The organism is Leptospira sanjuanensis, from assembly GCF_022267325.1.
GTDB classification, from domain to species: domain Bacteria; phylum Spirochaetota; class Leptospiria; order Leptospirales; family Leptospiraceae; genus Leptospira; species Leptospira sanjuanensis.
Genome location: NZ_JAIZBG010000001.1, coordinates 802,206 through 823,320, shown reverse-complemented (window position 1 = coordinate 823,320; position 21,115 = coordinate 802,206). Strand labels below are relative to the sequence as shown.

General features: G+C 42.7%; 21 protein-coding genes and 2 pseudogenes. 12 read left to right on the top strand and 11 right to left on the bottom strand.

All coding sequences use genetic code 11. The annotated features are described in order from the left end of the window. Positions 1-40 precede the first annotated feature (40 nt). On the bottom strand, positions 41-1,138 hold the full coding sequence (locus LFX25_RS03830) for an AraC family transcriptional regulator (RefSeq protein WP_238728999.1): 1,098 nt from the start codon (positions 1,136-1,138) through the stop codon (positions 41-43). Between the two features lie 116 nt (positions 1,139-1,254). Here LFX25_RS03830 and LFX25_RS03825 point away from each other — a divergent pair, with 116 nt between their 5' ends. The 4 genes and pseudogenes from LFX25_RS03825 to LFX25_RS03810 all read left to right on the top strand — a co-directional run bounded on the left by LFX25_RS03825 (position 1,255) and on the right by LFX25_RS03810 (position 4,029). After that, positions 1,255-2,535 (top strand): citrate/2-methylcitrate synthase, encoded by a 1,281-nt coding sequence (locus LFX25_RS03825; RefSeq protein WP_238728998.1) that lies wholly within the window; start codon positions 1,255-1,257, stop codon positions 2,533-2,535. A 97-nt stretch (positions 2,536-2,632) separates the two neighbouring features. Next, positions 2,633-2,707 (top strand): annotated as a pseudogene (locus LFX25_RS20905) (nucleotidyltransferase domain-containing protein); the annotation flags it as partial. Between the two features lie 231 nt (positions 2,708-2,938). After that, positions 2,939-3,538, top strand: coding sequence for a hypothetical protein (locus LFX25_RS03815; RefSeq protein WP_238728997.1), 600 nt, complete (start codon positions 2,939-2,941; stop codon positions 3,536-3,538). A gap of 92 nt (positions 3,539-3,630) precedes the next feature. Further along, entirely contained in the window at positions 3,631-4,029 is a 399-nt protein-coding gene (locus LFX25_RS03810; protein ID WP_238728996.1) for a DUF3703 domain-containing protein, read from the top strand. Between the two features lie 289 nt (positions 4,030-4,318). Here the strand turns inward: LFX25_RS03810 and LFX25_RS03805 are convergent, their stop codons facing one another. The 4 genes from LFX25_RS03805 to LFX25_RS03790 all read right to left on the bottom strand — a co-directional run bounded on the left by LFX25_RS03805 (position 4,319) and on the right by LFX25_RS03790 (position 8,100). Then, complete coding sequence (locus LFX25_RS03805) at positions 4,319-5,308, bottom strand: cytochrome-c peroxidase (RefSeq protein ID WP_238728994.1); 990 nt, start codon at positions 5,306-5,308, stop codon at positions 4,319-4,321. A 94-nt stretch (positions 5,309-5,402) separates the two neighbouring features. Further along, entirely contained in the window at positions 5,403-6,368 is a 966-nt protein-coding gene (locus LFX25_RS03800) for an MBL fold metallo-hydrolase (protein WP_238728992.1), read from the bottom strand. Between the two features lie 76 nt (positions 6,369-6,444). Then, positions 6,445-7,302: a hypothetical protein gene (locus LFX25_RS03795; RefSeq protein WP_238728991.1), complete on the bottom strand. Its 858-nt coding sequence runs from the start codon at positions 7,300-7,302 to the stop codon at positions 6,445-6,447. A 507-nt stretch (positions 7,303-7,809) separates the two neighbouring features. Beyond that, a complete protein-coding gene (locus LFX25_RS03790; protein ID WP_238731495.1) occupies positions 7,810-8,100 on the bottom strand; it encodes a hypothetical protein in 291 nt (96 codons plus the stop codon). Between the two features lie 1,255 nt (positions 8,101-9,355). On the opposite strand from LFX25_RS03790, the gene LFX25_RS03785 reads away from it, so the two are divergent. From LFX25_RS03785 to LFX25_RS03765, 5 genes are all read left to right on the top strand, one after another. After that, the gene (locus LFX25_RS03785) at positions 9,356-9,748 is read left to right on the top strand and encodes a MerR family transcriptional regulator (RefSeq protein WP_238728990.1); all 393 of its coding nucleotides are present in this window, start codon (positions 9,356-9,358) and stop codon (positions 9,746-9,748) included. Between the two features lie 10 nt (positions 9,749-9,758). Beyond that, the gene (locus LFX25_RS03780) at positions 9,759-10,082 is read left to right on the top strand and encodes a YnfA family protein (protein WP_238728989.1); all 324 of its coding nucleotides are present in this window, start codon (positions 9,759-9,761) and stop codon (positions 10,080-10,082) included. A 22-nt stretch (positions 10,083-10,104) separates the two neighbouring features. Then, positions 10,105-10,455 carry a DUF3147 family protein gene (locus LFX25_RS03775; RefSeq protein WP_238728988.1) on the top strand — a complete coding sequence of 117 codons (351 nt, stop codon included), beginning with the start codon at positions 10,105-10,107 and terminating at the stop codon, positions 10,453-10,455. 54 nt (positions 10,456-10,509) lie between these two features. Further along, entirely contained in the window at positions 10,510-11,544 is a 1,035-nt protein-coding gene (locus tag LFX25_RS03770) for a helix-turn-helix domain-containing protein (RefSeq protein WP_238728986.1), read from the top strand. A 113-nt stretch (positions 11,545-11,657) separates the two neighbouring features. Further along, positions 11,658-12,518, top strand: a complete 861-nt coding sequence (locus tag LFX25_RS03765) for a sterol desaturase family protein (RefSeq protein ID WP_238728985.1) — start codon at positions 11,658-11,660, stop codon at positions 12,516-12,518. A gap of 73 nt (positions 12,519-12,591) precedes the next feature. On the opposite strand, the gene LFX25_RS03760 is transcribed toward LFX25_RS03765, so the two are convergent. Further along, complete coding sequence (locus LFX25_RS03760; protein ID WP_238728983.1) at positions 12,592-13,161, bottom strand: class I SAM-dependent methyltransferase; 570 nt, start codon at positions 13,159-13,161, stop codon at positions 12,592-12,594. Between the two features lie 73 nt (positions 13,162-13,234). Here LFX25_RS03760 and LFX25_RS03755 point away from each other — a divergent pair, with 73 nt between their 5' ends. From LFX25_RS03755 to LFX25_RS03745, 3 genes are read left to right on the top strand one after another with little or no spacing between them, the layout of a single operon-like run. Continuing rightward, on the top strand, positions 13,235-13,915 hold the full coding sequence (locus tag LFX25_RS03755; RefSeq protein WP_238728982.1) for a metalloregulator ArsR/SmtB family transcription factor: 681 nt from the start codon (positions 13,235-13,237) through the stop codon (positions 13,913-13,915). A 1-nt stretch (position 13,916) separates the two neighbouring features. Beyond that, positions 13,917-15,047 (top strand): NAD(P)/FAD-dependent oxidoreductase, encoded by a 1,131-nt coding sequence (locus LFX25_RS03750; protein ID WP_238728981.1) that lies wholly within the window; start codon positions 13,917-13,919, stop codon positions 15,045-15,047. 24 nt (positions 15,048-15,071) lie between these two features. Continuing rightward, positions 15,072-15,392, top strand: a complete 321-nt coding sequence (locus LFX25_RS03745) for a DsrE family protein (RefSeq protein WP_238728980.1) — start codon at positions 15,072-15,074, stop codon at positions 15,390-15,392. Between the two features lie 43 nt (positions 15,393-15,435). Here LFX25_RS03745 and LFX25_RS03740 read toward each other — a convergent pair whose 3' ends face one another. The 5 genes and pseudogenes from LFX25_RS03740 to LFX25_RS03720 form a co-directional block, all read right to left on the bottom strand. Further along, positions 15,436-17,415, bottom strand: a complete 1,980-nt coding sequence (locus tag LFX25_RS03740) for a heavy metal translocating P-type ATPase (RefSeq protein WP_238728979.1) — start codon at positions 17,413-17,415, stop codon at positions 15,436-15,438. Between the two features lie 57 nt (positions 17,416-17,472). Beyond that, the gene (locus LFX25_RS03735; RefSeq protein ID WP_255717750.1) at positions 17,473-17,796 is read right to left on the bottom strand and encodes an efflux RND transporter permease subunit; all 324 of its coding nucleotides are present in this window, start codon (positions 17,794-17,796) and stop codon (positions 17,473-17,475) included. Next, positions 17,762-19,010 (bottom strand): annotated as a pseudogene (locus tag LFX25_RS03730) (TolC family protein). Before LFX25_RS03730 ends, LFX25_RS03735 begins: the two are co-directional and overlap by 35 nt. A gap of 679 nt (positions 19,011-19,689) precedes the next feature. Further along, the gene (locus LFX25_RS03725) at positions 19,690-20,709 is read right to left on the bottom strand and encodes a YeiH family protein (protein ID WP_238728978.1); all 1,020 of its coding nucleotides are present in this window, start codon (positions 20,707-20,709) and stop codon (positions 19,690-19,692) included. Then, the gene (locus LFX25_RS03720; RefSeq protein ID WP_238728977.1) at positions 20,706-21,095 is read right to left on the bottom strand and encodes a DUF3703 domain-containing protein; all 390 of its coding nucleotides are present in this window, start codon (positions 21,093-21,095) and stop codon (positions 20,706-20,708) included. Before LFX25_RS03720 ends, LFX25_RS03725 begins: the two co-directional genes overlap by 4 nt. Positions 21,096-21,115 lie beyond the last annotated feature (20 nt).

Genomic DNA, 21,115 nt, shown 5'->3' with positions numbered 1-21,115 from the left:
ACACAAGGCATCGTCCGATCTTATGATTTCCGACCGATTTTTAGATTTTTTTTCTCCATTCGGCGGGAGTCATCCCCGCGATTTTCAAAAATTGCGCGTTGAAGGTGGACTTCGTATTAAATCCGACCTCGAATCCGATGGAAAGAATCGTCTTTTCCGGTTCTTCCAATAGGATCTTTTTGGCCTCTTCGACTCGATAACCGTTGATGAATTCGTTGAAATTCTTTCCATACGTTTCGTTGAGAATTCGGGAAAGCTGATGCGGCGTGATGAGAAGTTTTTCCGCGAGATCCTGCATCCGAATTTCCTCGTCCCGATACGATCGTTCCTCTTCCATGAGTTCGGCAAGCCGAGATTTGATCGCATCGAGATTGATTCCTCCCAACTGCGTTTTTTCATACCGCTTTTGCTGAAACTCGGACTTTAAGGATACGAAGAAGTTCGGATAACGCGCGGTGAACACGAACACGAGCCCGTTCCCTAAAGTCATCAATACGGAAGCGAACGCGAAAAGACTCGGAACGTTCAGATAAAATCCGATTCCCGAAAGCTGGATCGCCGCAATCGTCACGAGAAGAATGGAAGAAGCGAGTCTGGAAAGATGAATGTCGATTTCGCGGAACGCCTTCCAAAACAAATACACCGAATAGACGCAATATACCGTTAGGTGAAGATATCCGATTCCGATGATAAGAGAAATCGGATTGCTTCCCCGGTTGACGAACGCGTCCTGAATGAGCTGCGATTTGGATTCGAACGGAACGCCGAAAAAAACCGCTTCTCCCGCGAGGGCGATGTATGCGGGGAAAAAATGTCGCTTGAGTGGAACTCTTTTTTCCAAAGCGAACTGCAACATTCTCCGCACGACAAGAAGAAGAGCGGGGCCCATCGCGAGCAGGGAGGAAAAAAAGAAAATCCAAAGATAGGTGTGCGAAGCAGTTCCCGGAATCTGCACCAATCCGATCCGGGATTCGGAGGAAGCCATGATGAGCGCGAGAAGAAACATCCCCGTAAAGTCTTCTCCCTTTTTCCGTTTTGCGAGTTCGGTGAAAAAGAGAAGAATACAATACCCCGGTCCAAGCTGAATGAGAATGTGGAGGCCGAGCCAGAATAGATCCGGTGTGTTCGAGGCATTCATGGAAACTGGGAGAAGGAAAGCCGACCCGGAAGTTTTGTCCAGAAGAAACGGGAAAAATCGACGCGGGCAAAATTAGAAGTATTGACGCATACCATTCTCCGAGGTTCCTTATCGGTATGAGTGAATTCATTGAAATCAAAGTTGGCGAGAAATCCTACCAGTTTCCGTTGATCTCCGGAACCGACGGAAAAAAGGGAATCGATATCCGTGAGCTTCATCAAAAGACCGGACTCATTTCCTACGATCCCGGCTTTTTTAATACCGCATACGCCGTCAGCCGCATCTCGAGAAGAGACCCGGATTCGGGAGAACTTCACTACCGAGGGTACGACGTCGCCGATCTAGTGCAGCATTCCACGTTCGTCGAAACCAGTTATCTTTTGATCTACGGGAAACTTCCCACGGAACAACAGCTCAAAGATTTTTCTCTGAAACTTTCCAAACATTCTTTGATTCACGAAGACATGATCAATCTCTTCGACGGGTTTCCGGGTAAAGGACATCCTCTCGCGGTTCTTTCGGTGATGGTCACTTCCCTTTCCAGTTATTATCCGGAAGAATACGAAGAATCTCTGGACAAAGGGATCGATCATTCGGCGAGACTTCTCGCGAAGATCAGAACGATCGCCGCGTTCAGTTACAAAAAGATCGTGGGTCAACCCTTCGTTTATCCGCTCGATAAACATCCGTATTGCACAAACTTTCTGTATATGCTGTTTTCGATTCCTTCCAAGGATTACGTTCCTTCAGAGGACATCGATCGTATTCTGAATCAGCTTTGGATCCTTTACGCGGATCACGAACAAAACGTTTCCAACACCACCGTTCAGGTCATCGGTTCCACTCAGGCGAACCTGTTCGCTTCCATCTCCTCCGCGATCAACGCGCTCTGGGGTTCGAGAGAAGGCGGTCGTCAGGTTGCAGCCGTCGGTCTGATCGAAGATATCATCAAGTCCAGAAAAACCGTTCCCGAGTATTTCGAAAAATTCAAGGGAGATTCGGAAAGACTCTTTTCCAACGGTTTCGGTCACAAAGCGTACGACTCAAAGAGCAGAAGAGCGATCATCGCCGGCAAACTCTTCCACGATTTCTATAAGAAACATCCGGTGAATCCGATCGCGGAAGTGGCGCTCAAGATCGACGAGTATATGCAAAATGATGAATATTACATCAACCAGAAGTTATATCCGAACCTGGAGTTCTACAGCGCGGTGATTTTCAATTCTTTGGGAATTCCGAAAGAACTCTTTACCGCGATGCAGGTCATCGGAAAACTTCCGGGCTGGCTCGCGCATTGGAGAGAACAGAGAGTTTCCGGCAACTACAGCAAGGCTCGTCCGAAACAAGTCTACACCGGAGAAATCGGAAGAAAATACATTCCTCTTTCGGAAAGATAATCATGCAGAACCCGAGATGGAAAGGCCGGCTCGCCCAAGCGGAAGAAGCGGTCGAATTTGCGGAAACATTGATCCGCATCGTTCACGGAAAAATTTCATGAGCGTTCTCGTATTTCCCAAGCGCGATCCCCTTGGAGGAATGAATCGGGAAGAACTGATCGATACGATTCGCTAATACCGTTTATCAACAGACCTGAATCGTATCCGGAGCTTCTTGCCTTGCCGATCGAACTCAATCTGTTTGTATATACTCCGCAGGAATGGGAAAAGGCACGGGAACAAAGTCGTTATCCAGGTTTTTGGAAATCGGTCTTTTCGGAAATGATTCAGATTTTTTGATCGTTTCATCACGACGCTGCTACGGATCGAGGTTCATAGAATGTCATAAGAAAAGGAACTCGCCATGTTTAAAAACATTCTTTTGAATTTCGTCCTATCGTCTCTTTCGATGTTCTTCTTCCGATGCGACACGCCTAAAGAAATCAGTGAAACGGAATTCAAGAATTTAATCCGTGAAGCGTCGAAATCACGAAGCTCCGACGAATTGCGTTTTGTCGAGTATCTCGGAGTTGCAGATGAAAAAGCGATTCTCAAGGTGTCCGCTTCGGCCGGTTCGAAACGGAACAAGGAGGAATTCTTTTTTACAAAGGCGACTCCTAACTTAATTTCTTGGATCGATGAAAATCTATTCGGAATCACGTCTTCCAATTTTACGAAACTTTATAAATACCTTTTTTACCAAACGGACAAACAATTCAAATTCGAACAATGGACGATTCTGACGAGAGATGATTCCGGAAAAAAAAAGGAAGACGCGGCCGGTGAAAAAACAATTCGAATCACCGTAGACGGACTGACGGTTTTTATTTTCTATCTGCGTTCGGATGAAATTACTTCTTTCTCTCTAAACATAAAACATGCTCCGAACGATAAAGAAGCGCTAAAATACAAAAAATTGTGGTCACAACTTTTGAATCACATTCAAAAAGAAGAAATCCGGTAAATCTAAATTCGCACAGTCCGTAGCCCTTTCGTTCAAGACGATCACCTCGATTTCATTTATCATCGATTCATTCTTTTGAATACGAGGATAGAATGAATTTCAAAATGCCTTCTTCATTTAAAACCGCATACTTCAAAGAGATCGAAAATTATCGAACTCATCTCAAGGCCGGACGTTTTCAAGAAGCCTGGAAATTTTTAGAACGGGCCCATCTGATCGGGCAGTATCATCCCGTTCCGCACACGGGTTCTCACGGGAGAATGTTGCTGTTTGCGGTTCGTCAAAAAGATTGGAAGGAAGTATTCGGTCAGCTTCCGCGACTTTCCTTCGGTTGGCTCGGTTCCTTGCTCAATCGGATTCCGGTCGGAAATCCGGGCGGCTCCGACGTTCCGATCTTCGCATCCTTTCCGATTCCGGAAGATTTGCGGGAACTCCTTGCGGACGCGGATTCTTCCGGGCAAGGTTTGTCGGGTTTAAAGAAAAGAATGTAGGAACTCATACGAATTGAGCAGAAATCCGATGGGAGGAGTTCCCACAACGGCGCTGAAAACGGAAGATTTTCCGAGTAGAACGAAGGAGTTCCCACATTCTCTTAAAACATCTAAGATTTTCCGGTTAGGGCCGCAGGTGCGGATTTCCCGCACTTTCAGAAATTTTTTTTTGAACCGTGGGAGTTCCCACATTCTACCCAAAAACGGCCCTTTCCCGCGAGTACAAAAAAAGACCGGCTAATCGCGTGAGCAACCGCCGGCTGAATAGGTTTCAATTCTGTAAGTCCAGTTAATTAGACCGGTTCTTATCGGTCAACGCCTTCAAGAAAGTTACGATCGACTTTGTATCGGAATCCGAAAGATCCTTTCCGAGCTGGAGACGCGCCATTTTTTTAACGGCTTCTTCCAGGGTAGCGACCTTACCGTCGTGGAAATACGGCCCGGTAATCGCTACGTTCCGCAAAGATTGAACCTTGAAAACGAAAGTGTCCGCGACGTTCTTCGTAACGCCCTGACGGCCTTTATCCGCGGTATTTTCATACGGATTGACCTGACCGAGTTTACGGAAGGAGTTCCCACCCAAAAGCGGACCGATATGACAAGCGGTGCAGCCGGTAGCTAAGAATTTTTCCAGACCTTCCTGTTCTTCCGCGGAAAGCGCCTTGTGATCCCCGTTTTGGAAATCGTCGAAACGATCGTTTGTTTTGAGAGTTCTTTCAAACGCGGCAATCGCACCCGCGAGATTGTCGTAAGTAATCGGATTTGCGTCCTTAGGATACGCCTTTGAAAAAAGCTCTTTGTATTCCGCGATCGCGGAGATTTTCTTTTCCACTTCCGCAGCAGACGGCATCGCCATTTCGACGGGATTTAAGATCGGACCTTTTGCCTGTTCTTTCAGATTGGCCGCTCTTCCGTCCCAGAATTGCGCGATATGGAAACCCGCGTTCAAAACGGTGGGAGAATTGCGATCGCCATTCTTCCCAAACGCCCCGGGAGAAGTGGGAAGATTGTCCACTCCACCCGCTTTCCCGACAACATTGTGACAGGAATTACAAGCCTGCGTGTCGTTGGCCGAGAGTCTTTTTTCAAAGTATAACTTTTCACCGAGCTGAACCAATTCGGGAGTATCGGCTTCTCCCCCGGGCATTTTGTCGGGAATGGTTCCAAAGATCTTCTTGGAATCATCGATCAACTTTTTTGTCTTTTCGGAAGGCCCGCAAGACACCATAACGATCCCCAAGAGCGCTACGAATAGAACTCCGGCTGTAGATTGTTTCATACCAGTTCCTCTCTCTATTGTATTTACGATTCTAAATTTAGAATCATTCTAAAAGTGAATTTATTTTAGAATGATTCTAAAAAACAATTCTTTTTCAAACCTTCTTTCGTTTTTTCCGTTCGATTTGAAAGACCAAACCTTGCGCGTTGATCCTGGAATCGAAGCCGAGCAACATCTCCTCCTTTTCTCCCAACGCGATTCCTTGCGTGGAAATTTCCCGTTCCAAATAAGCCCGAACCCTTCCGGTACAAAATTCCAAAAGCGGCTCCCCTTCCAAACCCGAGCGTTCTCCGGAGGAAAGAATATTCTGCATCGCGTGCAAACCCTGCTTCATCTGACGTGCGCCCAATTCGAGATCCTTCCAAACGCCGAAATGCGTCAAATACGCCTTGTCCGCGCCGGTCGCAAGAATCGTATCCACCGTATTCATCGCTTCTTCCGAATCGAAATCGGTGGGCGTCGTCGAAGGATAAAGAACCGGATTTTTTCCGAAAGCAAAATCCCGATAACCGAGTCCGAAAGAATCTCCTGTGAAGATTCCGTTACTCAGGGAATCGTATATGCAAAAATGATGATTTGCATGTCCTCTTGTATAATAAAATTTGAATATTCTTCGTCCCCACCGGATCTCCTCTCCGTCCGCCGGGCTTTTGACCCGCGCTTCGGGCACGGGAAGAATTTCTCCGTATAACTTCTTAAAGTTCTCTTCTCCGTATACTTGGATCGAACTTTGAACGAGCCTCGTCGGATTGATGAGATGAACCGCGGCTTTCGGGTGCGCGAGTATCGTGGCGTTCGGACAATGTTTTGCGAGCAATCCGGTTCCGCCCGCGTGATCGAGATGAACGTGCGTTACGATGATGTATTTCACGTCCTCGGGTTTCAAACCGGCTTGTTTCAATTCTTCCAAGAGAATGGGAACGGCCTTGTTCGTGTTGTTTTCGACGAAAGCGGCTTCCTTGCCTTCCACGACTAAATACGCGCAAGCGACTCCCGGAGAAATATAATCGCAGTCGATCGTAAATAAACCGGGAAAGACTTCCTTCTCAAAAGGCGGCATAAGAATTCTCCTCTTTCCAAAGTCGAATGGAAGCGAAATCGTCCAAGAAATCGCGCGGGGCAAAATCAGGCAAAGTTTAAACTACAAATCCCTTCCCTACATTCCGCAATAAACCTAACTTCTTCTTTCCAACGAGTCTTTCTAAACCATAGACTCGAATTCCTTTCAATGCGGAATATTCATTCAAATAAAGAATACTATTCTCTGGTCGGATGTAACTGTAAGAAGCGAGGAAAGAATACTTAATACTTCTTTGAGTTCCTTCAGCTACTTGAGTATGAATTCCATTCTCTGACCAACGATTCCGCGCCCAGACATTCCTCTTTGTATCCTTAGCTCTCTTAGAATGATTGATACTTCGAAAGTTCTTGTTGTATCTTTCCATCCAAGGAATTCCCTCATCAGCAAATAAAGGAACATCTTCCGGTAAGAAATCAAAGAGAGGTTGAAGTGTTTTTTGTTTTTGATCAGGAACAGAGGAAAGAATTACCGGACCGCCCTTAATCGCAAGAGTATGAACTAAAGTTCCGATCTGATACTTACCCTTCTCTTCAGCAACGGAATCAGTTAAATAGATACTCGCTGTTTGACCTTTGTGCTTAAACCTTTTTCGATATCCATTTGCTCTCTGAGAAGCTGAGAATAGAGCTAAAGTATCGGTATGAACAACAGGCTTACCTGCAACAGAATCCTTCAAATCGCCTGATTCAGCGAGTTTCTTACCCTTCCAAGCCTTCTTCAGATCCTTAACCATCTCATCTTTAATCAATGGAATCAAATCACTACAGAAGATCTGAAGTCTTCTTTTTAACAATGTTCCGGTGTTCTTAGAGACGGATAACTTTCTACAGATCGCTGAAGCTGAAAGACCTAATGGAAAGAGTTCAATCGATTCAATGAGTAAATAGGAGAACACCCACAGCGGTAGTTTCAAATGCTCTAATGGAGTTCCAGAAGTTCGTGAATCCAAGTGATTGCATTGAGGACAACGGATTACATTCTCTCGCGTGGAAACTTCTTTGCTAAGTGGAATCTTACAGTCAGGACATTTCTTCGGATAGAGAGTAGAAAGAAGATTCTTAGTAATCTGAGTATAATAGTCAGTGTTTAAGTGAGGAAACTTTTGGTTAAAACGATCTTTGGCTGAAAGTGATTTAGATGATTTGAGTGCTGAAGCTGAAGGACTGTGGATATATTTTAGTTTTCCGCTTCTTACATGAGCTGTGGAAATCTCGGCTCCGAGGACGTTTCGCAGAAACGGGTTGGAGCTGGGATTTGGCTTTGTGCGAAATGTAAGAAAGGAATATGCACCTGACATAGCCAAAATACTTAACAGATGTAGGACAAAACGTCAATCAGAATAATCGAAAGAAGTTTATATTTGTAAAACTAAACTTTCCTTTGGAACACAGGTCAGATTTGTGAAAGATGATTTGGTTTCTTACTTAAGTCTAAATTTTTTAAGAGCCAATCTGTTTTTGATCGTGGCATTTGGATCATCCTCTTCAATGATCTCGCCTCGTAAAACCATGGGCCCAATCGCTTGAATCAGCTTACCTCGATTGATAAACGAATCCTTCAATCCGACTCGTTTAACAAGGTCCGGTAACAGTAAAAAACCTCCAGCCTCCTCAAGTTCTTTGCGGATAAGCGGCTCCAATTTCTTTCCACGGCGCGCAACTAACATCAGCGACAAAGAAACTCCAATCCCAACTACAATATACATCATCATACTATCATCCATAACGAATCCCTTTAAGACAGATTTTATACGAAGTCAAATTCGCGCAGTTTTTCAGACAAGTCAAGAAATACTGATCTAAAACCGAACACGTAGTATAAGATAGGAACAAAAGCATTCCTGTAGGGAATATCATGCAAACTAGGGAATATCATGCAAACAAGGAGAAAGAAGCGTTCAGAATTCACGCTCAAAAAAAGATTTGATACTGATGAATTTGCCGCCTTTCTTAAGGGAGCAGAGGATATCTCAGCTCCAAGGACGTTTCGAAGAAGCGGATTGGAGAGGGATTTTACGTTGTGCGAAATGGTTGAAAGGAATATGCATCTGACAAAGTGAAAATACTGAACAGATGTAGAATACAACATCAATTAGAATAATTGAAAGAAGTTTATATTTTGTAAAATCAAATGAATCTAAAGAATGGCGTCATTTTAGATTTTTTAAGAGGGTCGCGTCGTAAGGTATTTTTACCAAGTCCTATAATATACTTATAGAGGTTGGTAGAATACATGGACTTTTACGACGCCGATTACTTACAAAAAATTTCTAAATTAAAAGTAATGAATTACTCCGTAGAGCCGCAATTTTGAAGTGGTTTCATTATTCTGAATACTAAAGAAATCACACATTAACCTAAATCTCAAGCACTCCCCTCTCTAAAATCTAAAGCATAGATCATTTTTAAAACCTAATTAGCGAATTCTTCGATATCCTCAAATACGAACGAATAGCCATTTTCTAAATCTTCCATCTTCGTCTTATATCGACCGATCAACCTTAGATAATTCTCTTTTCGACTCTTCAGTTCGTCAGCTGAAAGTGTACAAGCAATCGGAGTAGAACATTCGTATTTCGAATTCGAATGTTGATCCATCAGACAAAATCTCCCCTTCCTTCTTCCGCTTTACAAGAACAACCAACGGAACAACTTGAACTCATTTTTCGTTTCAGAAATCCGATCGACAAAAGAATAGCCGCAAAGGCGAGACTCACGATTCCAATCCATTCGAATGCGGACAACATCCAAGAAATTGCCGAAATTCCTAATAACGCGAATAGCAGAGGGGACAAACAACAAATACCGCATACGGTGATCCCAAAAAACCCGAGCCGTTTAGACCATGCAACAAGCCGATTCTCCGTTTTCATAAAATTCTATTCTCCTTCCTTTCAGTTTTGAACCCAGTCTAAACCGTGGACTATACTCCAATGTCAATAGGGTGTGATTCAAAAAAGGAGAAAAATGTTAATCGGAAAATTAACTGAGAGAACGGGGATTTCCAAAGACACGATTCGCTTTTACGAGAAGAAAGGTTTAATTGAGGGTAATATTGTGACCCGAAGAGAAAATCGTTATAAAGAGTATTCTGAAGACGTCCTTGATCAGCTAATCTTGATCAAACTCCTTCGCCGACTTTCCTTTACTTTAGAAGAAATCAAAACGATGACCGTCAATACTCCGAATTTTAAAATGAATTGCTTTTCCTTAGCGGATACGGTGAATAAAAAGTTAAATAGGATCGAAACGGAATTAAAGAATCTAAATATGATAAAGTCGAAACTTATTTCCGTAAAGAAAGAGTGTGACGGAGATTGTAGTTTCGAAAAAAAGATTCCGTCCTGTTTAAACTGTTAAGGAGAGTTCGATGATTTTAAAAACGGCGCTTATATTCGTCCTTGCCGGTCTATGCGAAATCGGTGGCGGTTATTTGGTCTGGCTTTGGTTGAAAGAAGGAAAATCGCTTTGGGTAGGAATCTTGGGATTTCTAATCTTAGGTCTTTATGGGATAGTAGCCACATTGCAACCCGCAAATTTTGCGAGAACCTACGCAACGTACGGAGGAGTTTTTATAGCCATGTCTCTTTTATGGGCTTGGAAGTTCGACGGTTATATCCCGGATAAAATAGATCTGATAGGTGCCGGGGTCGCGCTTCTGGGAGTAGCGATCATTTACTATACTCCACGTTAGGCGATCCGAAGGAAATTAGAAGTTGGTTTATTTGATTATAAAATATGGAATCACCGCAGCGTTGGTGGTATTGGTTTCCGAAATTGCAAAACGTTCGGATAAAATCGGAGCTCTCATCGCATCTCTTCCATTGGTAACGGTATTAACTTTAATCTGGTTATATTTCGAAAAACAATCTACGGAAAAAATCGGCAATCATGCCTACTATACGTTCTGGTATGTCATACCGACTTTGCCGATGTTTTTAATCTTTCCGTATCTCCTGAAAAGATTCGGATTCTGGCCTTCCATCTCCGTTTCGGTGGTGATCACGATCATCTCTTTCGGAATATTCGCTTTACTCCTGGAAAAGTTCGGAATCAATCTGTTCTAAACAATACTCGGCTCATCTTTCAACAGATGACAATCGAATCTTATGTTGCAAACTATGAATCTAAGTTATATTCTAAAAGCGATCACGATCGCACAGCTCTGTTTTTTGATTTTCAATTTTCTACTTCGAGTTCGATTCTCGGCGAGGAATCTTCTTGGAAGTCTATTCTGTGCGTCTCTAATCTTCTACTTTATCTGTCCGATGTTTGCCAGAAATCACGCCGATTTTCATCCATTGTTGATCATCGTCGTTCATATGGGTTGTTACTCGGTTTCGATTTTTTTCTATTTGTTCGTTCGGAGTTTATTCGAAGACGATTTTCATTTGAGAATTTGGCACGGCCTCTTATTCCTCTTTATCAACTGTTATAGTTTTTTCATCTTCTTTCTTTCGAGTCTACAGGATGAAACGGACGCATTCTCCAGGATTCTTTTCAGCACCCCACAACTTTTGTATTTAACTCTGATTCTTTTGACATTAGGTAAAATCTTAAAAGACAGAAGCATTGACCTTATGGAATCGAGGAGAGAATTCAGAACTCTGTTTACTTGGGTTACGGGATTATATGCGATCGGTGTGGTGTTGGTAGAAGTGATTATCAAAAATTCGGCTGCTTCGAGTCAGTTGGATCTTTTCAATTCCCTATCGATTCTGGTTCTCGTATATTTCTTCTCTTTCAAACTGTTCGAGTTCAAGGGTAATATTTTTCCCGATCCAGAGAAGAAGGTCGAAGAAGAACCGTTAGATGAAGAGCTTCTTAAAAAATTAAACCGACTTCTCGATTCAGAAAAAATCTTTTTAACCGAGAATCTTACGATTTTGATTCTTGCCCAAAAGCTGAACGTTCCCGAAAAGAAAATTCGAAAGCTCATCAATCAGGGACTCGGATACAGAAATTTTAACGAATTCCTAAATCATTTCAGAATTCAAGAAGCCCAAACAATCCTCGCCGATCCTACAAAGAACGAAATCCCCGTGTTGCGAATCGCAATGGACTTGGGCTATGGATCACTCGCACCGTTCAATCGGGCATTCAAAGAGATTGCGGGAAATACTCCCACCGAGTTTAGAAAGCAAAACATTCTCTAAAAACCTGATCGAATCCGGAATCGATTCGAATTTGGCCGGAATCGATCGGAATACAAAAGCGATTTGTGTTCTAATAGGCGCATCAACCCCGACTCGGGGAAAAAGGATCGAATATGTGCGCTCAACAACAACTCTTCCAATACATTTCGGATTTGGCTCCGATGACCCCGACCATTTTCCTAATCGATTTCCTGCGGTATCTTCTTTTCGCAAGCGTCGGATTTCTCATCTTCTACGTTTGGAAACATCCGTTCCAATCCAGAAAAATCCAAAAACGAACCGCCGACAAGTCTCAGTATAGAAGAGAATTTCTATACTCGGTTTCATCCGTTACGGTATATACGGGAGTCACCTTGATCGTGTTCTTATTGAGAAAATACGGTTACTTCCAATTTTACGATCGTATCGAAGAACACGGTTGGACGTATCTGATTTTAAGTGCGGTCGCAATCTTAGTGATCCAGGACTTTTACTTCTACTGGACTCACCGACTCATGCACACTCGTTTGTTTTACAAAACCGTTCACAAAGTTCATCACGAATCCGTTACCCCTACCCCTTGGGCCGCGTATTCTTTCAGTCCTTGGGAAGCGTTGGTTCACGCGATGATTATGCCGATCGTGGCGTTTTTGTTCCCGATCCATCCTTTGGCTCTGATGATCTTTATGACGTTTCAAATCGTAAGAAACGTATTGGGTCACAGCGGTTACGAAATTTTTCCAAGTTGGATGGGAACGAATCGGATTCTGAAATACGTGAATACGAACACCAACCACGATATGCATCACAGCACATTCCGTTACAACTTCGGACTCTATTCCACTGTATGGGATTATCTATTTGGAACGGTTCATCCAGAATACGAAAAGACGTTCCTTGAGTTAACGACCAAAAAGAACGAAGAAACAAATTTAATATCGAAGAAAGATCAAGCTGATTCCGCGACAAAAGAACCGGAGATCATCGCGAGCTAAGGTTGAACTTAACTTTTTGAATGAGACCGCATTCTATAGAATCTTCTTCTTAAGAATGCGGGTCACAAGGCTCTCATTTTTGAGCAAGAAACCCGTAGTGATACGGAGGCAAGTCGATCGGATTTGTCGATTCGATTTGAAACCCTGCTTCTTTCGCCCAAGTATAAATGCTTTCAGGCTTAGGTCGGATCTCCATTTTAGGCCCTCGGGGGGTAGAAGAATCGTAATTCCAATGTACAAGTCCCGCGTTTCCTCCGGGTTTTAAAATTCGATAAGCTTCTTTTAAAATCGAAACCGGATCATCATGGTGTAATAAATTGAAGATCATTACGTAACCTACCGAATTCTCCTCTAAACCCGTTCCCGATGCGATGATGTCTCGTTCAACGGGAAGGATATTTGCAAAATCAAATAAACTCGCCTTTTCGTGAAGATCCAACACCAATTCACCTTCGATCTCAAAAGCGAAGATTCGATTATGCGTTTTTCCGGCGAGAAAAAGCGTAAAGGTTCCATAACCGGAACCGAATTCTACGATTTCCCCTTCCGTTTCGACAACCTTCATCCGATCCAGGATCAAAGGAACGTTAAAAAGTGTATCCCAATAAGCCGCTTCTGGCATTCCGCTATCTCTGACTTTCATGCCCCCATTTTAATAAAAAGTGTTGACATTGTCAATCAAATATTCAAATATATATTTGAATATTTGAGGGAATATGAAACCAGAAAAAACCGGCCGTGAATTCAAGAACTTCATCTACTCCAATCTGGCAAAGTATGGAAAGGCGCTTTCCGATCCAAAACGGATCGAGCTACTGGATCTTTTGATCCAAGCGGAAAAAAACGTAGAACTTCTATCCAAAGAAATCGGCATGAGCGTGGCGGCAACCTCGCATCACCTTCAAATTTTAAAGGAAACCAGACTTGTGCGGGATCGAAAAGAAGGCAGGAATATCTATTACCGAATCGAACAAGCGGGGCTTGAAATCTTCAATACGATTTCATTGGCAGGAGCCGAATTCAACGCGGAAATCAAGATGGAAATGGATTCTTTCTTTGACGGAGAGAGAGAATTAAACGAACTCGATTATAAAGATTTTCTAAAACAAGTTCTCTCCAAAGACGTCATTCTCGTCGATGTGCGCCCAGAAAACGAATATAACGCAGGACATGTGCCCGGTTCGCTCTCCATTCCACTTGGCGATCTCAAATCCAAACTCGACCAACTTCCCAAACGCAAAAAGATCATTGCCTATTGCCGAGGAAAATACTGCGTTTTATCGAAAGAAGCCGTGGAAATCCTTCGAAAAAAAGGCTTGGATGCATATCGGATCGGAGACGGTCCTCTGGAATTTTTGAATCAAGGAATTCGTTTAACAAAACAAGGAGACAACTGATATGAAACGCATAGTAATTGTCGGCGCCGGAGTCGGAGGCATTGTAGTTGCAAGAGAGTTGCGAAAAAAGAACCGCAATGCAGAGATCGTAATGATCGATCGTTCCGACGTGCATACGTTCGCCCCGTCCCTAATTTGGGCCTTAGTGGGGAAACGATCCCCCGAGAACTTTCAAAAAAAGATCCGCCCTAAGGGAGTAAATCTCATTTCCGAATCGGTGCAATCTATCAACTGGGAACGAAAAATCGTAAAAACGGATTCGAAGGAAATTCATTATGATTTTCTGATACTATCACCGGGTTCTGAGTTAAATCCAGATAAAATTCCAGGCTTTCAGGAGAACGCTTTCAACCTTTATTCCTTGGAAGGTGTGATGAAGGCAAAAGAGCAACTGCTTTCTTCTCAATTCAATAAGGTAACGGTGATGATTTCCTCAACTCCGTTTAAATGTCCGGCGGCTCCTTATGAAATAGCCCTACTCGTTCGATCCATGTTCCTGAAACAAAAAAGAAAGATCACTGTGGAAATCGTAACGCCCGAAGAAATGCCGATGTCTGCAGGCGGACCGGAAGCAGGTATTCAACTGGTTGAAATGTTAAAACGAAATGGAATTGAATACCATAATCGTAAAACGGTAGGAAGGATAGATTCGCAAAGTAAAGAACTGATCTTTACCGATGGAGAATCCTTAAAGTTTGAGTTGCTTCTCGGAGTTCCTGCTCACACACCTCCTTCTTTCTTGAAGAACTCGCCGATTGTTTCCGAAATCGGTTGGGTAAAGGTAAATGCAAATACCTTACTAACGTCACTTCCGAACGTTTACGCAATTGGAGACGTTACGTCAATTCCTTTACCATCCGGGAAACCTCTCCCTAAGGCCGGAGTCTTCGCACATGCTCAAGCCGAAGTCGTTGCATCCAGAATTTCTGATGAACTGAATCATCGAACTCCGCAGAGCATTTTTCAAGGTGAAGGAAGTTGTTTTTTGGAAGTGGGAGACGGAAAAGCGGGTTTTGCTCAGGGAAAATTTTATTCCGAGACTGGGCCAGGCGTACAACTCCGCGCACCTTCTTTTCTCTGGCACTGGGGAAAGGTTCTCTTCGAGAAGTGGTGGTTGTGGCATTGGGTTTAAACAAAATATGAAGGAGAATCTTCTATGAAACTCGGCATCGTCATTTATTCCGTGGAACCGGAAACGGTATATAACGCATTTCGAATCGGCAATCACGCGTTGAAAAAGGGAGACTCCGTAAGAATCTTTCTTTTAGGCGCAGGAGTCGAAGTTGTTAAACTGAAGTCCGAAAAATTTAAAGTCGAAGAACAGATAGATTCCTTTCGAGTCGGAAACGGAGAAATTTTAGCATGCGGAACCTGTTTAGATCTCAGAGAAACAAACGGCGGAGAATCTTGTCGTTATTCCAACTTGGCGGATCTATACGAGATCATAGAATCCAGCGATAAGATACTCAGCTTTTAATACGAAGCAATTGGTTAAGCTAGGTATCCAATTCCATTCGGGTTTAAGAAAATTTTTTTCTTTGAATCCGAATGGAGTTTAAAATCGCCAAGAAAGAAACTCCTACGTCTGCAAAAACGGCCTCCCACATAGTGGCAATTCCTCCGGCTCCTAAAATCAGAACTAATAATTTTACTGAGAATGTAAGAGAAATGTTCTGCCAAACAATCTTTTGAGTCTCTTTCCCGATTTTTATAATCATCGGGATTTTGGTCGGCTTATCGTCTTGAATTACGATATCTGCAACTTCAATAGTGGCATCGCTTCCAAGACCGCCCATCGCAATTCCCGCGTCGCTCACGGCCGCAACCGGAGCATCGTTGACTCCGTCTCCGACAAAGGCCACCGATTCGTTTTTAGATTTAAACTCTTTCACCTTTTCAACCTTATCTTCGGGTAAAAGATCTCCGAAATATTCCCTTACTCCTATGGATTCGGCGACGGACCTCACTACTGAAAGTTTATCTCCGCTTAATATTATAGTTCGTATATTCAAAAAATTCAATTCTTCAATGGCTTTCCTGGAATCTTCCTTAATTTTATCGGAAATAACTACATAACCTGCAAACTTTCCATCAACGGATACGGCAATCGTGGTATTTACGAATTCCGCCGGATCGATATCATATTCGATTCCGTTTCGATTCAGAAATTTGAAATTTCCGATCAAAACTTCCTTTCCATCCACGCGCGCTTTCATTCCGAAACCGGGAACCTCCTCCACATTTTCCAGAATCAAATCCCGATCGATGTTTCCCGCGTAATTATGGATGGCGGTAGCTACTGGATGTGTGGACTTACTTTCGATTAGATTGAGATAATCCAGAATTTTCTTTCTTTCAAATTGAGGTTGAAAGCGCGCTTCCTGAACTTCGAAGATTCCTTCCGTTAAGGTTCCCGTTTTATCCATGACTACGTTCTGAACGGTCGCCATCACATCCAAGTAATTGGAACCCTTGACCAGAATCCCGTTTTTGGATGCGGCTCCGATTCCTCCGAAATATCCTAAGGGAATCGAAATTACGAGCGCGCACGGACAAGAAATCACCAAAAAAATCAAGGCTCTATAAAACCAAACATTGAACACATAATGATTCGTTACGAAATACGGAAGGATGCAGATCCCGATCGCAAGAAACACCACGATCGGAGTGTAAATTTTTGCAAACTTTCGAATGAACGTTTCGGTAGGCGCTTTCTGAGTCGTTGCCTCTTCCATAAGAGCTAAAATTTTTGAGAGCTTGCTGTTCTGATACGCGGTCGTTATCTTGACTTCGATAACTGAAGTAAGATTGATCATTCCCGCAAGTACGATCTGACCTTTACGTTTCATATCCGGTTTACTTTCACCAGTTAGAGCCGCTGTATTAAAGTTTGCGGAATCCGATAAAAGTTCTCCGTCCAAGGCCAATTTTTCACCTGGCTTCAGCTGAATGATTTCTCCGATCAAGGCGTCCGAGGCTTTTTTTTCAAAGGTTTCGTTTCGTTGTACGACGAATACCCGATCGGGCCTTTGATCCAATAAATTCTTAATATTCAATTTTGCTCTTTGAACGGATAGGTTCTGAAAAACCTCTCCGATCGAATAGAACAACATAACCGCGACACCTTCTGGATATTCCTCCAAATAGAACGCTCCAATCGTAGCGATGCTCATTAGAAAGAATTCCGTGAAAACTTCTCCTCGAATCAAATTTTCAAAAGCTTCTTTGATCACCGGAAATCCAACGGGCAAATACGCTAAAAAATAAAAACCGAGTCGAACCCATCCGCGAAAGAAGCTCTCAGAAAAATAAGCGTCAAATGTAATTCCGAGGATCAAAAGAACAAACGACACCGTTACAGGTAGAAACATCCGGAATGAACTTTCGGAGGACTTCTCCGATTCGGAAGGATTCCGGTCGTTTTTTATTTCCGATTGCAATCCCGGAGAACAACAGGAATCCGATCCACCACCACCTTGATTGTTTCTTTTATGATTCATTTTATGATCCTTACGTAGTTCTTTTTTTTGAGTGCAATACCGTTTATAACGTTCATCTTATTCTTTTTCCAACCAATAGTAAAAGACCGGCAATATCACCAATGTTAGAATCGTGGACGATATGATTCCTCCGATCACCACCGTCGCCAATGGTTTTTGAACTTCGGAACCTAGGCCTGAACCGAAGGCCATTGGCAAAAATCCGAACGATGCGACTAACGCAGTCATAATAACAGGCCGGATTCGACTCGTCGCTCCTTCCATGACCGCGTCGATCGGAACTTCCTTTAACGTAAAAAACGAATAGATAAAAAGAAATAATACGATTCCGATAGATAGAATCGAATTATTTAGAACCGTATTCAAAAGTCTGTTCAGCATTTTTTAATACTCCTATAATTTCTTTTTCGTTGGTCATGTAGAGAAGATTCAGAAAGGATTCCATGTGAGTCAGTTGCGCCTCCAAAATGGAGTGATACGTATCGTGGAGCTGATTTTCCAATTCTAAATAACTTAAAATCTGGATTTTCGATCTGGAGAATTCCGTATCCGCGAAGTTTAAATCTCTTTCGATCTCTTTTTAGTTTAGATAAGTCGAATAATCTAATATTCGTTACTGATTTTTCGTATTCCAAAACGGCCTGTTTAAGATTCATCCGTATGATGTTTTCCTGCTGAAGCAAAGCGCCGGACTTAGCGTTCAGATTTTTTTCGGCGGCCCCGACTTTATTTTGATACTGATCCCAAAGCGGAACGCGAAATTTTAAACCGACATCGAAATAGCGGTTGGCAACGCCCGATTTATCCTCTCCTACCTGACCGACGACGGAATAATCCGGATACTTTTCCAAATTTGCGATTCGTAACTCCGTCTTTGCTCTTTCCAATTCGCCGCGAGCGGCCAATATCATCGGATTTTGATCGATCGCTTTCTTTTCCAAAACGGCGGGATCGATCCGAATTCCCTCTTTGAAAAACTGTAGGGAAAGATCGGGCGGAGAATCCATTCTAAGAAAAAAATTCATGGACTCAAAATTTTTAGAAGCTCCCAACTCCAAATCGTTGAGATGTTTCTTTAATGCGAGAATCCTTCTTTCCAGAATAAAAACGTCCGCCTTGGATTGAGGCGTTATAAAGGGTCTGGATCGGATGTAGTTTTCGATCTTAGCAAGTCGGCGAAGTCTTTCTTTTACATGGCTTCTATTTATGTCGGAGACAAGATAACGATATGCGAACTTAACGGCGTTGAGGCGGACCGAATTTGTCGCTTCGGCAACCTGCACTTCCTTAATGCGCGAGTCGTTATCGACTAAAAGTCTTTTTAATTCCTTTCTTCCCGGATAATAAACGGGTTGTTCCATTTGAAGAGAATATTCGGAGCCCGATTCGTTTGCGGCCTTTCTCTGACCGTAATCGACGGTAACGAACGGATTCTGCGTCATCTCTTCCTGTTTTTTTCGGAAGTACAAAGATTCCAAATCGGAATTTAAGGAAAGAAGCATCGGAGAATTTTTCTCCGCAAGTTCGACAATACGATTGATCGTAATCTTAGAAGAATTCTCCTGTTCCGCTCCGAATGCTGGATAAGGAATCATCAAAGAAAAGCAAGTCGATATCGATAATAAATATTCGTTTAGAAAGACGATCTGGAAAGGATTAAAAAATCCTTCTTTTAAAAATGAGTACACGATAAACCTCCACGTTTTAAAGCAATGACGACTTTAAACGTGGACTAAATCAAAATACGGATTGTATTGATGATAAAAATTGAATCGGAATCAAAAGCGAACGCAAGTTGCCTTCTTCCTGTGAGGAAAGCAGTTCGAACGTTTGAATTTAATACGAAATCGATGAAGGATTGATAATAGCTTAGAATAAAAAGTGTCGCAAAGGAATGCGAAAACTTCTCTTTATAGGAAAGATTCAGACTGCCGGAATCCCACTCACAATCCGTTTCACTTTTAGGTGTGGATGTTTCGTGACATGGCGTTACGTCGAACCGATATGCAAAACCGGAAGAATCCGTTACGTCAAATTCGCAAATCGAGTTACAACTGATGGACAAAACAATGATCGAAACAAGCAAAAAGCTCATCGAAATTTTTTGTATGAATGCCATCATAAGTTAAAAGTTAGATTACCTTTTTGTTTGTAAAGATAAAAATTGTAAGTATGTTCATTCTGATTCTCGCATATTAATAGCGCTACTTTGCCGAGAAATAAAAGGATATTGATAATTCAAAATCATATTATGAAAGAATTACATATTCCTCTTCAAATCGTTTTAAAAAGAAAGATAAGCGCGATACTTACGGATATCATAAATCCCGAAATGAGAAGTCCCGCGTAAATCGGCTTAAACCCCAAACGAACAATTCGGATTAAATTGGAATTGAATCCGACTCCGATCATTCCACATAACAATAAAAATGTACCGAGTCCCGATAACTTAGTTCTCGCATCGTGAGATACGATTTCGGTCGCACTGGAAAGAACGACGAGCAAAAACAAAATCACGAATCCCGGTATTTTGATCGATTTGTAACCTTGATTCGTCGAATTTCCGTCCTTCAAAAAATAATAATTCAATAGAATCAGTACGGGAGCCAACAATAAGATTCTCGCTAATTTCGTAATCACCGCCTTATCACCTGCGTTTACGGATATCGAATATCCCGCCGTTACGACTTGACCCGTTTCTTGAATCGATGCACCGAGCAGAACGCCAATATCGTCATGATTCAACGCTCCGAATATATCGTAGTTCGCAAATACGAGCGTCAAAATCATACTGATCGTTCCGCAAACGGTAACGACACTGATCGCCGTCGAACTTTTAAAAGATTCGGTTTTTAATAGAGGTGAAGCCGCGACGATGGCCGACGCTCCGCAGATCGAAGAACCGATCGCAAGCAGACACGAAAAGTCCTTATCGAATTTAAAATATTTTATGGAAATCCAATATGAAAAACCCAACGAGAAAAAAACTACAAGAACATCCAGCAAAAAGGTAGCAAAGCCTAAGGAGATCAATTCCTCTATGCTAATGCGAAAGCCAATCAGAACTACGGACATTCGCATCAAAGAAGTCACCGAAAAGTCCACTCCTGCCTTAAACTTTTTTGAAATGCCGACGTAATTGCCAATCAATACACCGATCGACAATCCGATCAACATTGAAGAGAATCCCAAATTCAAGGTGGAGGTAATACTTTCCGAAATCAAACCGAGGAACGCGATCAAAGCGAGTCCCGGAAACGTGTCCCTTGCTTTCTTTAAATAGGAATCAATCACTTTAGTCCCGCTAAACCTCTGCTTTCCATATCCGCGTCTTTCAACAGCAAACGTAAATCCGCAGGAATCGGCATAGGCGAAAAGATCGGAACGGAAGAACTTCCGGTATTTCCGACCGGAATTCTATTTAAAAGACTTCCGATCCAACCCACACTCATTCGGATCGACTGACCTAAAATCTCTTTTGCGTTCCCCGTTTTGAAACCGAAGAGTAACATGCGAAAGTGAATCCCCGTGTGCGACACCGGGTGATACTGCCCGATGATATGCGCTCTCTCCAGATAATGCCAGGCTTGTTGAAAGTCATTCTCCAATAAAGACTCTTCGTATTTTTCAAGTTCTCGTTTATACGCCGTTTTGAATTCTTGAGGCATTTTGAAATTCATAGTTTATTCTTATCCCTTCG

Bases quoted from the DNA above. Each gene is read 5' to 3' on its own strand.
- LFX25_RS03830 (WP_238728999.1), bottom strand. From the start codon at position 1,138: ATGAATGCCTCGAACACACCGGATCTATTCTGGCTCGGCCTCCACATT.
- LFX25_RS03825 (WP_238728998.1), top strand. From the start codon at position 1,255: ATGAGTGAATTCATTGAAATCAAAGTTGGCGAGAAATCCTACCAGTTT.
- LFX25_RS03815 (WP_238728997.1), top strand. From the start codon at position 2,939: ATGTTTAAAAACATTCTTTTGAATTTCGTCCTATCGTCTCTTTCGATG.
- LFX25_RS03810 (WP_238728996.1), top strand. From the start codon at position 3,631: ATGAATTTCAAAATGCCTTCTTCATTTAAAACCGCATACTTCAAAGAG.
- LFX25_RS03805 (WP_238728994.1), bottom strand. From the start codon at position 5,308: ATGAAACAATCTACAGCCGGAGTTCTATTCGTAGCGCTCTTGGGGATC.
- LFX25_RS03800 (WP_238728992.1), bottom strand. From the start codon at position 6,368: ATGCCGCCTTTTGAGAAGGAAGTCTTTCCCGGTTTATTTACGATCGAC.
- LFX25_RS03790 (WP_238731495.1), bottom strand. From the start codon at position 8,100: ATGATGATGTATATTGTAGTTGGGATTGGAGTTTCTTTGTCGCTGATG.
- LFX25_RS03785 (WP_238728990.1), top strand. From the start codon at position 9,356: ATGTTAATCGGAAAATTAACTGAGAGAACGGGGATTTCCAAAGACACG.
- LFX25_RS03780 (WP_238728989.1), top strand. From the start codon at position 9,759: ATGATTTTAAAAACGGCGCTTATATTCGTCCTTGCCGGTCTATGCGAA.
- LFX25_RS03770 (WP_238728986.1), top strand. From the start codon at position 10,510: ATGAATCTAAGTTATATTCTAAAAGCGATCACGATCGCACAGCTCTGT.
- LFX25_RS03765 (WP_238728985.1), top strand. From the start codon at position 11,658: ATGTGCGCTCAACAACAACTCTTCCAATACATTTCGGATTTGGCTCCG.
- LFX25_RS03760 (WP_238728983.1), bottom strand. From the start codon at position 13,161: ATGAAAGTCAGAGATAGCGGAATGCCAGAAGCGGCTTATTGGGATACA.
- LFX25_RS03755 (WP_238728982.1), top strand. From the start codon at position 13,235: ATGAAACCAGAAAAAACCGGCCGTGAATTCAAGAACTTCATCTACTCC.
- LFX25_RS03750 (WP_238728981.1), top strand. From the start codon at position 13,917: ATGAAACGCATAGTAATTGTCGGCGCCGGAGTCGGAGGCATTGTAGTT.
- LFX25_RS03745 (WP_238728980.1), top strand. From the start codon at position 15,072: ATGAAACTCGGCATCGTCATTTATTCCGTGGAACCGGAAACGGTATAT.
- LFX25_RS03740 (WP_238728979.1), bottom strand. From the start codon at position 17,415: ATGAATCATAAAAGAAACAATCAAGGTGGTGGTGGATCGGATTCCTGT.
- LFX25_RS03735 (WP_255717750.1), bottom strand. From the start codon at position 17,796: ATGCTGAACAGACTTTTGAATACGGTTCTAAATAATTCGATTCTATCT.
- LFX25_RS03720 (WP_238728977.1), bottom strand. From the start codon at position 21,095: ATGAATTTCAAAATGCCTCAAGAATTCAAAACGGCGTATAAACGAGAA.